The organism is Pantoea rwandensis (assembly GCF_002095475.1).
Taxonomy (GTDB): Bacteria; Pseudomonadota; Gammaproteobacteria; order Enterobacterales; family Enterobacteriaceae; genus Pantoea; species Pantoea rwandensis.
Genome location: NZ_MLFR01000020.1, coordinates 24891 through 39534, shown reverse-complemented (window position 1 = coordinate 39534; position 14644 = coordinate 24891). Strand labels below are relative to the sequence as shown.

Here is a 14644-nt window from a genome sequence, read left to right as displayed (position 1 = left end):
GCTATGCTATCAATCCCTGCCCTATGTTGGCTATGCCGCTTGCCGCTACAGATTGCCGGGCATGGCTTATGCAGCCGCTGTGCCACATTGATCCCTTCTCTGCCACCTCTCTGCCCATGCTGTGCATTACCTGCGAGTGGTACTTCGCTTTGCGGGCGCTGTATCCGGCATCCGCCGCCGTGGCAGAGCATGACCTGCGTTAGCGATTACCGCCCTCCCATCAGCGACTGGGTATTGCAGCTGAAATTTTCTCGCGCAACCGCACTCAGAGTGATGCTCGCGCGGCTGCTTTTGTTAAAATTATTAACAAATCGGCGCGATAATCGCCTGCCGCGTATAGATTTAGTGTTAAGCGTCCCGTTGCATCGCCATCGAGCCTGGCGGCGCGGGTACAATCAGGCAGCGTTAATTGCAAAACCTTTGGCTCGCTGGTTGGGTTGTGAGTATCGCGAAGGCGTACGACGTCGAAGGCAGGGTGCAGTTCAGCATTTTTTAGCTGCCGCAGCGCGTAAAAAGAACCTGCGTGGTGCTTTTCACCTTGAAATGTCGGTGCATGGACGCCATATCTTACTCATCGACGATGTGGTCACCACCGGAAGTACAGTGACTGAAATCAGCCGCATTTTGCTGGCGCAAGGCGCGGCCAGCGTACATATTGGCTGCCTGTGCCGTACCTTGTAGAGCGTCGGCGTTGGGCGTATTATAACCAAGTAATTTAGTTAACTATTGAGCAATCGCCATGATCGTTATTACTGATGCAGCGCAAGAGCACTTCTCAAAATTGCTGTCAAAACAAGAAGATGGCACCCAGATTCGCGTATTCGTCATTAACCCGGGTACGCCAACTGCTGAATGTGGCGTCTCTTACTGCCCGCCGGACGCTGTAGAAGCCACAGATACCGAATTGAAGTTTGAAAAGCTCTCCGCTTACGTGGATGAACTGAGCGCACCCTATCTGGAAGATGCGGAAATTGATTTTGTCACTGATAACCTCGGATCCCAGCTGACGCTTAAAGCGCCTAACGCGAAGATGCGTAAGGTGTCTGACGAAGCGCCAATGGTTGAGCGCGTAGAGTATCTGCTGCAAGCACAGATCAACCCTCAGTTGGCAGGCCACGGTGGTCGCGTATCGCTGATGGAAATCACCGATGACGGTTACGCCATTCTGCAGTTTGGCGGCGGCTGTAACGGCTGCTCGATGATTGACGTAACGCTGAAAGATGGCATTGAGAAAGAGCTGCTGGCAGCCTTCCCTGAGCTGAAAGGTGTACGTGATCTTACCGAGCACCAGCGCGGCGAGCACTCTTACTACTGATTTATACAGCGGCAGCCTACCCGAGCTGCCGCTTGTTTTATCCCTCTTTGCGCCCCTTGCTCACCGCTTTTAGCACCTGCTTCACCGCTTTATCGGCAAACATCACTTCCAGCGTGACACCCAGTTTACGTCGCCAGTTAGGATATTCATCCACCGTGCCTGGCACATTGACGGGTGAAGTCATCCCCAGCCAATCTTCTGGCTGCAATCCAAGCAGCGCACTATCCGTTCGAGCAAGAAAATAGTGCATAGCCAAATTTAACTTCGGTGTCATCGGCTGTTTCTGCGCGGGCTTAGCCTCGCGTGCAGATATCGCCCCCGCCTGCTGCAGCGCATCCAGTAACGACTGCTTCTGGGTATCCCGCTGCTGCTGCAATGATTGCAACACGCTACCTTGGTAGATGCCGAGTTGTTCGCCCAACGCCAAATCGCCTGCCTGCCAGAATCCACTCAGCGTCGGTAAGTCATGTGTACTGGCGCTGGCTATCGACTGGCGCGGATATGCGGTAGGTTGGCGATAACGGCCATCGCGATCCTGTTCGAAAAACAGGACCTTCCACGAGAAGACACCGTGGCTGCGCATCATGCGCACAATGATCGGGGGTACAGTGCCAAGATCCTCGCCGATCACCATGCAGCGATGACGCTGACTTTCCAACGCCAGTATCGCCATCAACTCCTCCACGGGATACGAGACGTAAGCCCCCTTCTCTGCGCCTTCACCATAGGGAATCCACCACAAACGCAGCAGCGCCATCACATGGTCGATACGCAATGCGCCGCAGTCACGCATATTAGCCCGCAGCAAATCAATAAACGGCTGATAACCACGCGCGCGCATCACATGCGGATCAAGCGGTGGCAGTGCCCAGTTTTGCCCCAGAGGACCGAGTCGATCGGGCGGCGCACCCACGGAAGCCCCCAGCTTATACAACTGCGGGTCTTGCCAGGTTTCTGCGCTGTGCTGCGCGACCCCCACGGCCAGATCGCGGTAAAGGCCAACCGCCATGCCTAACTGCTGGCTGTGCTGCCAACAGGCCGCAAACTGCTGCTGAGCCAGCCACTGTAACCAGCTCCAGAACTGAATTTCGCCCTCATTTTCAGCGCACCACTGCTGCACCTCGGGTTGATGAGCACTCCGCCAGCTTTCTGGCCAGTTTTGCCAACCCCATTCATCAGGATGGTCAGCTGCACGTTCAGCGAGAATACCGTCAAAAGCCGCCTGATAACGCAGATGTTCGCCACCCTCGACCACAAATTGTTGGAAATCAGCATCGGGCTGACAGGCTTGCCATGCCAAGCGCAGCGCCGTGATTTTGAGGGTCGCCACCGCGTTATAATCTACCCATTCACTGTCGCGCGCCTTCTGTAACGCCTTACGCGTTTTGGCGAGTTGCCACCAGCGCTGTGCTTCCTGACTATGCTCGAAGGCCGCGACCTGATTGACGTCGATATACAGCACATTGATCCAGCGCCTAGAGGTGGGGCTGTATGGACTGGCGTATTGGGGCTGTGCGGGATAAAGCGCATGCAATGGATTGAGGCCAACAAAATCGCCACCGTTGGCCGCAATGTGCGCCACCATCTGCTGCAAATCGCCAAAGTCACCAATACCCCAATTGCGGTCGGAGCGCAGCGTGTAAAGCTGCACCAGTGCCCCCCATCGCTTCTCACCTTGTTTGAGCGGTTCCGGTAGATAACAGCGGCGTGGTGCAATGATAATGCGCGTTTGCCACTGCTTACGCCCCTGATGCAGGGTGAACAGGTGATAACCCTGCGGCAAGCGTGCCGGAAGGGCTAACGATTCTCCGCCCTGCACAATACCGCTGAATGCTTTGCCTTGTTCTGTCTGAAGCTGCCAGCGAAACTCGCCTTTGCCTTGGGGTATAAGATGGCGCTGGCTGCCCGGCGTAAACACCTGCACCGGTGGTAGCGGCGGAGCCTTGCCTTGCGGCGTCTCCATCACCGCCAGCAGTGCGCGCTTGGTATCATCGCTGATACTTTCCGGCTCACCTTTAGCATTGATGAATTCCACGGCGATACCTGCGGCAAGCGCCGCCTGATCGAGTTTGCTCAGCGTCATCGCGTCTCCTTGAATGCGGTGCGCATCAATGCGCACCCTACGAAAATCGTATCGAACAAAAGAGGGAGGCCATTTATGGCGTAATGCCGCTCACTTAAGCCAATGAGTGCGTATTTGAACCGGTACGCATGAATGCTAACCCTACGAAAACCGTATCAAACAATGCAGGGGCGCCTTTAATGGCACACCGAACAATGCAGGGGCGCCGTTAATGGCAGACCGAACAATGCAGAGGCGCCATTAATGGCACACCGAACCATGTAGGGTCGCCATTAATGGCGACCGAAACGCAAGCACTACGCCATTTATAGCGACCTGAAAATTACCGCGCAGCCTGCCAAATACGCTGCTGATAATCGCGAATGGATCGATCCGAACTAAATCGCCCGGTGCGTGCGGTGTTGAGAATCGCTGCCTTGGTCCAGGCTTCAGGGTTCTTCCACAATGCCTCGACCTGCTGCTGTGCGGTGATATAGGCATCGAAATCTGCCAGTACTAGCCAGGGATCGCCGTTTTTCGTCAGACTGTCGAGCAACAAATCAAACGCATGCTTGTCACCATCGCTAAACTTGCCCTTCTCCAAATCTTTCAACAGGCTATCCAGATATTTGTTCTGTTTGCGCAGCTTTTTCGGGCTGTAACCCTCCGCTTTGAGCGCCTTCACTTCATCCACGGTATTGCCGAAGATAAAGATATTCTTTTCACCCACGGCATCGGCGATCTCGACGTTGGCCCCATCCAGCGTACCGATGGTCAGCGCGCCGTTAAGCGCCAGCTTCATATTACCGGTGCCAGACGCCTCATACCCGGCGGTGGAGATCTGTTCCGAGAGATCGGCGGCGGGAATCATCAACTCTGCCGCTGTAATGCGGTAATCCGGGATAAACACCACCTTTAATCGATCGCCAACTTTCGGATCGTTATTGATCACCTCCGCCACTTTATTGATGGCGTAGATGATGTTTTTGGCGAGGTAATAGCCCGGAGCCGCTTTCGCGCCAAACAGGAACACGCGTGGAACGAAGTCAGGATTTTTCGGGTCGTCTCGCAGCTGGCGATAACAGTGCAGCATATGCAGCAAGCTAAGATGCTGACGCTTGTACTCGTGCAGTCGCTTAATCTGCACGTCAAACAACGCATCAGGGTTCACATCAATCCCGGTGACGCGTTTGATGTACACCGTCAAACGCAGCTTGTTCTGCTGTTTAATGGTCCGGAATTGCTGGCGGAACGCCTTCTTGCGCGCATAAGGCGCCAGCCACTCCAGCGCGTCAAGATCGTTGGCCCATTCAACTTGAAGCGTCTCATCAATCAGGTTCGACAGCAGCGGATTACACTGCTTGAGCCAACGACGAGGCGTGATGCCGTTAGTGACATTATGGAATTTGTTAGGCCAGAGCAGGTGATACTCCGGAAACAGATCTTTCACTACCAGTTCGGAGTGCAGCGCCGCCACACCGTTAACGGCAAAACAGCTCACCACACACAAATTCGCCATACGCACTTGTCCGTCGGCGACCACAGCCAGCTTTTGCCAGACTACGCGATCGCCTGGCCACTGCTTTTTCACCACTTTTTTCAGGCGCTGATTAATTTCACGAATGATGAGCATATGGCGCGGCAGCAGGCTGCGTACTAATGATTCATCCCAGCGCTCCAGCGCTTCCGGCATCAAGGTGTGGTTGGTGTAAGCAAAGACGCGGCTGGTGATCTGCCAGGCCTCATCCCAACTTGATAGATGCTCATCCAGCAAGATACGCAGCATTTCTGGAATGGCGATGGTGGGATGGGTGTCATTGAGTTGAATCACTTCGAAATCAGGCAGGCTGTGAATAGAGCGTCCTGCAAGATGATGGCGACGCAGAATATCGCCCACCGCACAGGCACACTGAAAATATTGCTGCATTAAGCGCAGCCGCTTACCTTCCGCGTGATTGTCATTGGGATAGAGCACTTTGGTCAATTTATCGGCATCGATGCCCGGCTGCTCGGCCTGAAGGAATTGGCCATTATTGAACAGCGTAAGATCAAACGGATGCGTGCTGCTAGCCTTCCACAAGCGCAGCGGTAGCGTGACGCCATTACGATAGCCCACCACGGGCAGATCCCAGGCTTCACCCTTTAACTGGAATTTGGGCCGCCAGAGTAGCGTGCCATCGTCATTTTTCTTCACCTTGCCGCCGATGCCGACCTGCACATCCTGCGCTGCGTTGTGACGAAACCACGGGTAACTGTCGCGCTGCCAGTCATCGGGCGCTTCTTTTTGCTGGCCGTCCTCAAAGGTTTGGCGGAACAAACCGTATTGATAATTGAGGCCATGGCCCATACCTGCCTGACCCACTGTCGCCATCGAATCCAGATAGCAAGCGGCTAAACGCCCTAGCCCGCCATTGCCCAGCGCGGGGTCGGTCTCTTCTTCCAGCAGCTCGCTGAGTTCCACCTGATGCTCCGCCAGTGCTGCCTGCACGTCGTTGTACCAACCAAGATTGAGTAAATTGTTGCCGGTGAGCCGGCCAATCAGAAACTCCATCGAAAGATAGTTTACGTGGCGCTGTCCCATGCGTGGCGCTGCAGGGGGTTGAGTGGCGAGCATTTCAGCCATTACGCTGCTTAACGCCTGCCACCATTGGTGTGGCGTCATTTGTTGAGCGGAAGTCAGTCCAAGGTGCTGCCATTGGCGGGTGAGTGCGGCGTCGAAACGTGTTTTATTAAATTTTTGCTGCGACATATCAATCCCTTCGAGTCCGTTAGCGGTAAAGACGGGCGAGCGCATAACCAGAAAGGATAAGTAAAGCCGGGGGCGGAGAAAAAAGCGACAGAGAAATGCGGATGCAGTGAAAAAAATCGATGCCAGTGCATACAAGATGTTTTAGCGGCGCGATTTATCGCGCGACGAACAGCGCCGCTACGGTTGACGATCAGCAGAGTTCGAGATGAACCTCATGCTGCTCAATCACCTTCAACACACTCGCGGGCGGATTTTGGTCGGTGTACATGTAGTCAATCAGGCTCATGTTGCCAAGATTAACCATCGCGTTGCGGCCAAACTTCGAATGATCCACCACTAACATGACACAACGTGAGTTTTCAATAATTGCGCGTTTAGTGCGTACTTCGTGGTAATCGAACTCCAGCAGCGACCCATCCATGTCGATGCCGCTGATACCGAGAATGCCGTAATCGAGGCGGAACTGAGAGATAAAGTCGAGCGTGGCTTCTCCCATAATACCGCCATCACGCGTGCGCACTTCCCCACCTGCGATGATCACACGGAAATCGGGCTTCGCCATCAGTAGAATCGCAACGTTGAGGTTGTTGGTGACCACGCGCAGATTATTGTGATTGAGCAGCGCATGTGCCACTGCTTCGGGTGTCGTACCAATATCGATAAACAGCGTGGCACCATCTGGGATTTGGCTCGCCACACGTTCAGCAATACGCGCTTTCTCAGCCGACCACATCATTTTACGATCTTGCCATGCGGTATTTTCGGAGCTGGAAGGCAGCGCCGCTCCGCCATGATGACGCTGAATCTTGTTTTGATCGGCCAGATCGTTGAGATCGCGCCGGATAGTTTGCGGGCTCACTTCAAAGTGGTCCACTAACTCTTCTGTGCTGACATATCCCTGACGCCGGACCAGATCGATAATCGCGTCATGACGTTGCGTCTGCTTCACATCACTCTCCTCGGCTCAAAGCCGTTTTCTTTTTTCTGTCTAGCGACGCGCGATGTTGCGCGTATCAACAAATGCCATGGCAAGACCCACCAGCAACCCCGTCACGTGGGCTGCGTTGGCAATCGACAGGCCAAATGCGCCGTACCAGCCAATAATGAGCCATACAATAGCGAAGCCCATCAATCCGCGCTCCAGATAAATACCACTTTCGGGATCGCGCTCGCCTCGCAGCCAGCAATAACCCATTAATGCGTAGACGACACCCGACAATCCACCGAATAGCACCCCGCTGAACTTCGCCTGCATCCAGCCACTCAGCAGCGCGGAAATGAGCATAATCACAAACAGCTTACCGCTGCCGATACGCTTCTCCACCGCACCGCCGAGATACCACCACCACATCAGATTGAAGAGAATATGCAGCAGTGAGAAATGCAGTAACGCATGGCTAAACCAGCGCCAGATCTGAAGATATTGTGAAGAATCTGCGGGCCACGCCAGCCAATCGAGTGCCACATCATCACCGACAATCTGCATCATGATGAACACCGCCACGCAGGCGATCATGATGGTCATGGTGAGCGGACCTGCGCGTTCACGAATATTCGCCCAGATATTGCTGCGCTCATAGCGCAAGCCACTCTCGGTACTGCCGGTGTGCCAACTGGCCGCCTGATAACGCGCATGGTTGGGATCGCGAATGAACTGTGCGAGTTCGTTTTCAACCATTGAAAGCTGCGTTTCATCATCCAACATAATGACATAGTGGCTTTCGCGCTCAATGCGCAGCGTGACGCCGCGCGTGGCCATGTAGTCCACAAACGCCTGTGCCATACGGGGATGGTTAAACTGGGTAATGCGCATCGTGCGTGCTCTCCTTCCTTTTAGGAATCGGCTCAGACGCTGCCAGTCGCGACCTGCGCTGGAAACGCACCACGCCAGGCGTCGAAACCGCCATCAATGCTATAGGCAGCGCTAAAACCCTGCCCCAATAGGAACTGGGCCGCACCTTTGCTGCTGTTGCCGTGGTAGCACATCACCAGCACCGGCAGATCCTGATTAGCCTGCGCAATAAAGTCTGCGAGGTTGTCGTTAGACAAGTTCAACGAGCCCGCAGCATGGCCCATGGCAAAGCTTTGCGGATCGCGAATGTCCACCAGCTGTGCGCCTTGTGCCAGGTGCTCGTTAGCTTGCTGAACCGTAATACATTCGAAGGTTTCCATGGTGTCTCTCATCACGTCGTCACAATTAGCGCCTAGTTTAACCTGAGAATCCGTTGCCATAACCTGACAAAAGTTATGGCTATGGATTTTTTTCCTGCAGGAATGTTAGCTGTATCACGCAAAAATGTTTTTATTGAGTTAAGCGCTGGCGTCAATGTTGGTTTCCGATTATTATTACGCTCGAAAACGAACATTTTAGAACTATTCCGAACATCGGAGGAGATGACGTGGAAACCAAAGACCTGATCGTGATCGGCGGCGGCATTAACGGAGCCGGCATTGCAGTGGACGCTGCAGGACGCGGACTGTCAGTGCTAATGCTGGAGGCGCGGGATTTGGCCTGTGCAACCTCCTCCAATAGCTCGAAGCTGATCCATGGTGGCCTGCGCTATCTGGAGCATTACGAATTCCGTCTGGTTGGCGAAGCGCTGGCTGAACGTGAAGTGCTGTTGAAAATGGCGCCACATATTGCCTTCCCTATGCGCTTCCGCTTGCCGCACCGTCCGCATTTGCGCCCAGCGTGGATGATTCGTCTTGGCCTGTTTATGTACGACCGCTTGGGTAAACGCACCACATTGCCAGGCAGTAAAGGCCTGCGTTTTGGCGCGGAATCGGCCTTGAAACCTGAAATTACGCGCGGATTCGAATATTCCGACTGCTGGGTGGACGATGCGCGCATGGTTGTGCTGAATGCACAAGAAGTGGTGAAACAGGGCGGCGAAGTCCGTACCCGCACCCGCGTCAATCGCGCATGGCGTGAAGGCGGCTTGTGGATGGTAGAAGCCGAAGATATCGATACCGGCAAGATCTTCACCTGGCGCGCCAAGGGCCTGGTCAACGCCGCAGGTCCATGGGTGAAGCAGTTGTTCGACGATGGTCTGAAACTGAAATCACCTTACGGTATTCGCTTGATCAAAGGCAGCCACATTGTGGTGCCGCGTGTACACCGCGAAAAACAAGCCTATATCCTGCAGAACGAAGATAACCGTATCGTGTTTGTCATTCCGTGGATGGATGAGTTCTCCATCATCGGCACCACCGATGTGGAGTACAAAGGCGATCCGAAAGACGTGAAGATTGATGACAACGAAATCGGCTACTTGCTGAAAGTGTTCAACGGACACTTTAAACAGCAGTTGAGCAAAGAAGATATCGTCTGGACTTACTCTGGTGTGCGTCCGCTCTGTGATGATGAATCTGATTCACCACAAGCGATCACCCGTGATTACACGCTGGATGTGCATGATGACAACGGTCAGGCACCGCTGCTGTCGGTATTCGGTGGCAAGTTGACGACCTACCGTAAGCTGGCAGAACATGCGCTGGAAAAACTGGCTAAGTACTATCCGAACGCCGGTCCAGCCTGGACGAAATCAGCGGTGCTGCCAGGTGGTGATTTCTCTGGCTCGCGTGAAGATTACGCAGCGGGCTTACGTCGTCGCTATCCGTTTATCAGCGAAGGCATGGCGCGTCACTTTGCCCGTACCTACGGCAGTCGTACTGAAGTGCTGCTGGAAGGCGCGCAGAGCATCGAAGATTTGGGCGAGAACTTCGGTCACGAGTTCTATGAAGCCGAATTGCGCTACCTGGTGAAAAACGAGTGGGTGCGCGAATTGGATGATGCAATTTGGCGTCGTACTAAACAGGGCATGTGGTTGACGGAAGCCGAGCAGGCACGCATTCGCGAGTGGCTGGCGGTTAACGGTCAGAAACCGGCTCTGTCACTGGCTTCGTAATTTATCGCCAATAAAAAGGCCGTTATCCTGTATGGGATGACGGCCTTTTTTGTTGCATCAAACATTAAAAGAGCGCGATGAATCGCGCCGCTACCGAATCGTGCATGCTGTTTGCGTAGCGCTAAACATCACAAAATCCGTAGCGGCGCAATTCATTGCGCGCAGTTGACCTTACAAACCCGTATTCTCACGAATATATTTACGTGCTTTCACCGCATATTCGAATGGATTAGCCAGCGCCGGGTCCTGCTCCGCTTCCACCACCATCCAGCCTTTGTAGCCATAATCGTCGAGGATTTTGAACACCGGTTTGAAATCGATCACACCATCACCCGGAACGGTGAAGGTGCCTTTCTTCACGCCGTCCAGGAAAGAGAGTGATTTCTGACGCACTTCTGCCACCACGCTGTCACGCACATCTTTTAAATGCACATGGAAGATACGTGGCAGGTATTGGGTCAGCACATCCAGCATCACCTGCTGTGAACCTTCGGAGTAGTAGATGTGGCCGGTGTCATACAACAGGCCGACGTTCTCATTAGTCGATTCCATAAAGCGATCGATTTCTGCAGGGGTCTGGATGCCGGTGCCCATATGGTGGTGCAGCGTCACACGCATACCTTTCTTCGCGGCGATCTCCGCCAGCTCGTTATAGCCTTCGGCCGTCAGACGCCACTCTTCATCAGTGAAGATTGGCTTCTGCTCCAGCACCGCCAGCGTGGTGCCCTGAATGCTTTTACTCTGCTCAGAGCAACCAATCACGCGCGCGCCCATGGCGTGCAGGAAGTTCATGTGATTGGTGAACTCGTCGATGGTTTTCGCCTTGTCACCGTTGGCAAAGAAGGTGCTGAACCAGGCATTGCAGATTTGGATACCACGAATATCCAACATCGGTTTCAACACTGCGGGATCTTTCGGGTATTTACTGCCGACTTCACTGCCGGTGAAACCTGCCAGCGCCATTTCGCTCACCGTCTGCTGGAAGGTGTTTTCGCTGCCCAGCTCTGGCATGTCATCGTTGGTCCAGCCGATTGGCGCAATCGCCAGTTTTACATTGTCTTTGTTCATTTCAATTCCCTGATTCTGAGAGAAGTGTTAGCCCACGGGCTCAGTTATTTGGCGTAAAAATCCGGACGCGCTGGCATGACTACCGGTTCAATGGCACCGCTATTCTGGGCTTTATGGCAGGCATCCGCGGCAACGGATGCGGCAAAGCCATCCCATGCAGAAGGACCGCTCAACTTGCCCGCCGTGGCGTCATTGATGAAGGCCTGCAGCTCGACGTCATAGGCTTCGATGAAACGGTCTTTCCAGTCGGTGAGCAGCGCATTGCCAAGACGCGCGTTTTTGCGCATTTGAATGGATGAAGGTTCAGGCAGTTTGGCAATGCCCTCTTCACCCACCACTTCACACTGAATGTCATAGCCATAAGCACAGTTCACGAAGATCTCGACATCGATACGAATGCCCTTCTGCGTTTCGAACAGCACGATTTGCGGATCTTTCAATTTGGCGTGGGTCTTCGAGGTTGAACGCGGGAACACCACCTGCACCGATTTATAATCGTCTTCGGTCAGCCAGCGCAGAACGTCAAGCTCGTGAATCAGGGTGTTGGTGATCGCCATATCCGTGGTGTAATTCTCACCGACGCTCTGGTTACGGTGCGCACAGTGCAGCATCAGCGGCTCGCCGATCTCACCGTCAGTGATCACTTTCTTCAGCGCGCGATAGCCCGAGTCGTAAGGGCGCATAAAGCCCACCTGCACCAAACGTTTACCATGTTTGATTTCAGCATCGACGATGCGACGGCAGCCGTCGGCGCTCATCGCCAGTGGCTTCTCGCAAAATACCGGCTTACCGGCAGCAATGGCGGCCAGCGTGAACTCTTCGTGGGTCGGATCCCATGATGTCACCAGAATGGCATCCACGTTCGGGGAGTTAATCACCTGATGGCCATCCTGATACACCTCAGCTTCGATATTTAAACGCTGCAGCGCCGCACGGGCTCCTTCCACGTTGATATCTGAAACCGCCACCACCTTCGCGCCCTGCAACACATTGTTGCAGCGACGAATGTGGTCCTGACCAATTGCACCGGTACCAATTACACCGAGTTTGAGCGTCATAATTACACCTGTAGAGTCGGATAAGTATGCCCTTCATATTTCAAGGTGCAGGTGCGTTGGCTGCTCTCGTTGGCCGCCTTCCTGCCTCTCGAATTATTTTAGGTACATAGGGTTAAACAAGGCCGGCGAACGCCGGCCTAAAAAGGGTGTTAGTACTTACGTGCTTGTTCGATATGCACGTTAAGATTGTCTGCTACTTCCTGCGTGCGCTCTGATGTTGAGGTCTGAGCCACACCGACGTGCCACCAGCTGAAGTATTTGTGGATCATGGTTTTTGGCAGCACTTTAATATCGAACAGCACCGAAACAGTCTGCTTCTGCGCATCAATCAGCGCGGCTTCTAACTGCTCCAGCGTGGTGATGCGATAGGTTTTGCAGCCGTAGCCGCCTGCAATCGCAGCGAAATCCACCGGAACAAAACCGCCATCCAACTTGCCACCTTCCGGGTTACGGAAGCGGAACTCGGTGGTGAAGCTGTCCATACCGTGTTCCATCTGCAGGTTGTTGATACAGCCGTTGGTCATGTTATCCAGCAGTACCACGTTGATTTTTGCCCCTTCCTGAATCGAGGTCACCAGCTCGGAGTGCAGCATCATGAACGAGCCATCCCCAACCATCACATAGACTTCACGCTGCGGCTGCGCCAGCTTCACGCCTAGTGCGGCGTTCACTTCATAGCCCATGCAGGAATAGCCGTACTCAACGTGGTACGAGTTGTAATCTTTGGTGCGCCACATGCGCTGCAGGTCGCCCGGTAGACTGCCCGCTGCCGCGACAATCACTGCATCCTTTGGGAGTTGCTCGTTTAAGGTGCCCAGCACGCTGCTCTGCGTCAGCACCGAATTGGTCAGGCGCTCGAACTCAGCAAACAGCGCTTCACGGTCGATGTGATCGGCGATTTCTGGAATGAAATCGTCAGTGTTATAGGTGGCGGCATAAACGCGCTGCGTCTCTTTCAACAGCTTGCTTTGTGCCTGATCAATCTGGCCACCCCAATGGTTTTCAAAGCCCTTCAGCCCGCTTTCCAGCGCCGTCAGACCTTCACGCGCATCCGCTAACAGCTGCACCGCATCCAGCTTGTAGCTGTCAAAGTTGCTGACATTGAGGTTCAGGTAGCTCACCTCTGGATTCTGGAAAATCCATTTCGACGCGGTAGTGAAGTCGGTGTAGCGCGTGCCGATCCCGATCACCAGGTCGGCTTCTTTCGCCAGCAGGTTTGCCGCCAGACAGCCGGTTTCACCCACACCACCGACATTCAATGGATGATCAGAAACGATAGTGCCTTTGCCCGCCTGGGTTTCCGCAAAGGGAATGTTAAAACGCTCAGCAAACTTCAGCAGCGCGGCGCCCGCGTCTGAATACTTCAGGCCACCGCCGACAATGATTAACGGCTTATGTTTGCGCGCAATCAGCGCCAGCGCATCTTCCAGCTGTGCCGCCGTCGGCAAACGACGATCCAGACGGTGTACACGCTTCTGGAAGAAGTATTCCGGGAAATCCCAAGCCTCACCTTGCACATCCTGCGGCAGCGCAATGGTCACCGCACCGGTTTCAGCCGGATCGGTCAGTACACGTAAGGCGTTAATGCAGGCCGTCATCAGCTGCTCAGGACGGCTCACGCGGTCCCAATATTTGCTCACTGCACGGAAGGCGTCGTTAGTACTGATGCTGAGATCGTGGCTCTGCTCGATCTGCTGCAATACGGGATCGGGCTGACGCGTCGCGAACACATCACCAGGCAGCAACAACAAAGGAATACGGTTAGCGGTCGCCGTGGCAGCAGCAGTAATCATGTTTGCCGCGCCCGGTCCCACAGAAGAAGTACAGGCAATGATCTGACGACGCAGAGATTGTTTGGCAAAACCAATCGCCGCATGCGCCATGCCCTGTTCGTTACGCCCTTGATGCACGACCAGATCGCCGCTGTCTTGTTCCAGCGCCTGTCCCAGTCCCAGCACGTTGCCGTGACCGAAAATGGCGAAAATGCCTTTCACAAATTTGGTTTCAACGCCGTCAACGTTCAGGTACTGGTTATCAAGAAATTTCACCAGCGCCTGTGCCGTGGTAAGTCTGATTGTGCCCATATGCTTCTTCCTTTACATGCTGGTACTCAGGTAATGAGTACAACGCGGTTCGGGTTTTTGCTGCCTTAAGTGGCACCCGCGGATAAGTGAAACGTGTGGCGATTATAAACAAATATTTTTTTCATTAAACACGATTACAGAAGAAACATTTCATTTTGCGATGGAGATCAAATTCGGAGATGAAACGTGGGTCAGCGCCATGATAAGAAGGGGGGAAGTGGAACAGCAAATTGTCATTTAAGGATGATAACGAAATTTCATTTCACTTCAGTAGCTTCCTTTATTTCTGCGGATTTTCCTGCGACCTGGCTCACAAGCCAGAGCATCCGCGAAACTCATGCTTAAAGGCATACCGTAATCCCGCCTAAGTCAGAGTTTTACCTGGCTCACAAAATCGCGA

The 14644-nt window shown here is 53.8% G+C and carries 11 protein-coding genes; 3 read left to right on the top strand and 8 right to left on the bottom strand.

The features are described 5' to 3' along the window. The first annotated feature begins 3 nt into the window (after positions 1-3). Positions 4-681, top strand: a complete 678-nt coding sequence (gene gntX / locus HA51_RS17675; RefSeq protein ID WP_084935913.1) for a DNA utilization protein GntX — start codon at positions 4-6, stop codon at positions 679-681. A 58-nt stretch (positions 682-739) separates the two neighbouring features. Next, a complete protein-coding gene (gene nfuA, locus HA51_RS17670) occupies positions 740-1315 on the top strand; it encodes a Fe-S biogenesis protein NfuA (protein ID WP_084935912.1) in 576 nt (191 codons plus the stop codon). A gap of 37 nt (positions 1316-1352) precedes the next feature. On the opposite strand, the gene malQ is transcribed toward nfuA, so the two are convergent. From malQ to glpE, 5 genes are all read right to left on the bottom strand, one after another. After that, positions 1353-3398 (bottom strand): 4-alpha-glucanotransferase, encoded by a 2046-nt coding sequence (gene malQ / locus HA51_RS17665; RefSeq protein ID WP_084935911.1) that lies wholly within the window; start codon positions 3396-3398, stop codon positions 1353-1355. Positions 3399-3720: 322 nt separating this feature from the next. After that, positions 3721-6126, bottom strand: coding sequence for a maltodextrin phosphorylase (malP, locus tag HA51_RS17660; protein ID WP_084935910.1), 2406 nt, complete (start codon positions 6124-6126; stop codon positions 3721-3723). Between the two features lie 190 nt (positions 6127-6316). Beyond that, entirely contained in the window at positions 6317-7075 is a 759-nt protein-coding gene (locus HA51_RS17655; protein WP_084935909.1) for a DeoR/GlpR family transcriptional regulator, read from the bottom strand. Positions 7076-7114: 39 nt separating this feature from the next. Further along, the gene (gene glpG, locus HA51_RS17650; protein WP_084935908.1) at positions 7115-7939 is read right to left on the bottom strand and encodes a rhomboid family intramembrane serine protease GlpG; all 825 of its coding nucleotides are present in this window, start codon (positions 7937-7939) and stop codon (positions 7115-7117) included. Between the two features lie 32 nt (positions 7940-7971). After that, complete coding sequence (glpE, locus tag HA51_RS17645; RefSeq protein WP_084935967.1) at positions 7972-8298, bottom strand: thiosulfate sulfurtransferase GlpE; 327 nt, start codon at positions 8296-8298, stop codon at positions 7972-7974. 227 nt (positions 8299-8525) lie between these two features. Between glpE and glpD the strand changes: the two genes are divergently transcribed. After that, positions 8526-10034, top strand: coding sequence for a glycerol-3-phosphate dehydrogenase (gene glpD / locus HA51_RS17640; protein WP_084935907.1), 1509 nt, complete (start codon positions 8526-8528; stop codon positions 10032-10034). A gap of 171 nt (positions 10035-10205) precedes the next feature. Here glpD and iolE read toward each other — a convergent pair whose 3' ends face one another. The 3 genes from iolE to iolD form a co-directional block, all read right to left on the bottom strand. After that, positions 10206-11102, bottom strand: a complete 897-nt coding sequence (gene iolE, locus HA51_RS17635) for a myo-inosose-2 dehydratase (protein ID WP_084935906.1) — start codon at positions 11100-11102, stop codon at positions 10206-10208. Positions 11103-11146: 44 nt separating this feature from the next. Then, entirely contained in the window at positions 11147-12160 is a 1014-nt protein-coding gene (gene iolG / locus HA51_RS17630) for a bifunctional inositol 2-dehydrogenase/D-chiro-inositol 1-dehydrogenase (protein WP_084935905.1), read from the bottom strand. A 149-nt stretch (positions 12161-12309) separates the two neighbouring features. Beyond that, complete coding sequence (iolD, locus tag HA51_RS17625; RefSeq protein ID WP_084935904.1) at positions 12310-14244, bottom strand: 3D-(3,5/4)-trihydroxycyclohexane-1,2-dione acylhydrolase (decyclizing); 1935 nt, start codon at positions 14242-14244, stop codon at positions 12310-12312. Between the last annotated feature and the right edge of the window lie 400 nt (positions 14245-14644).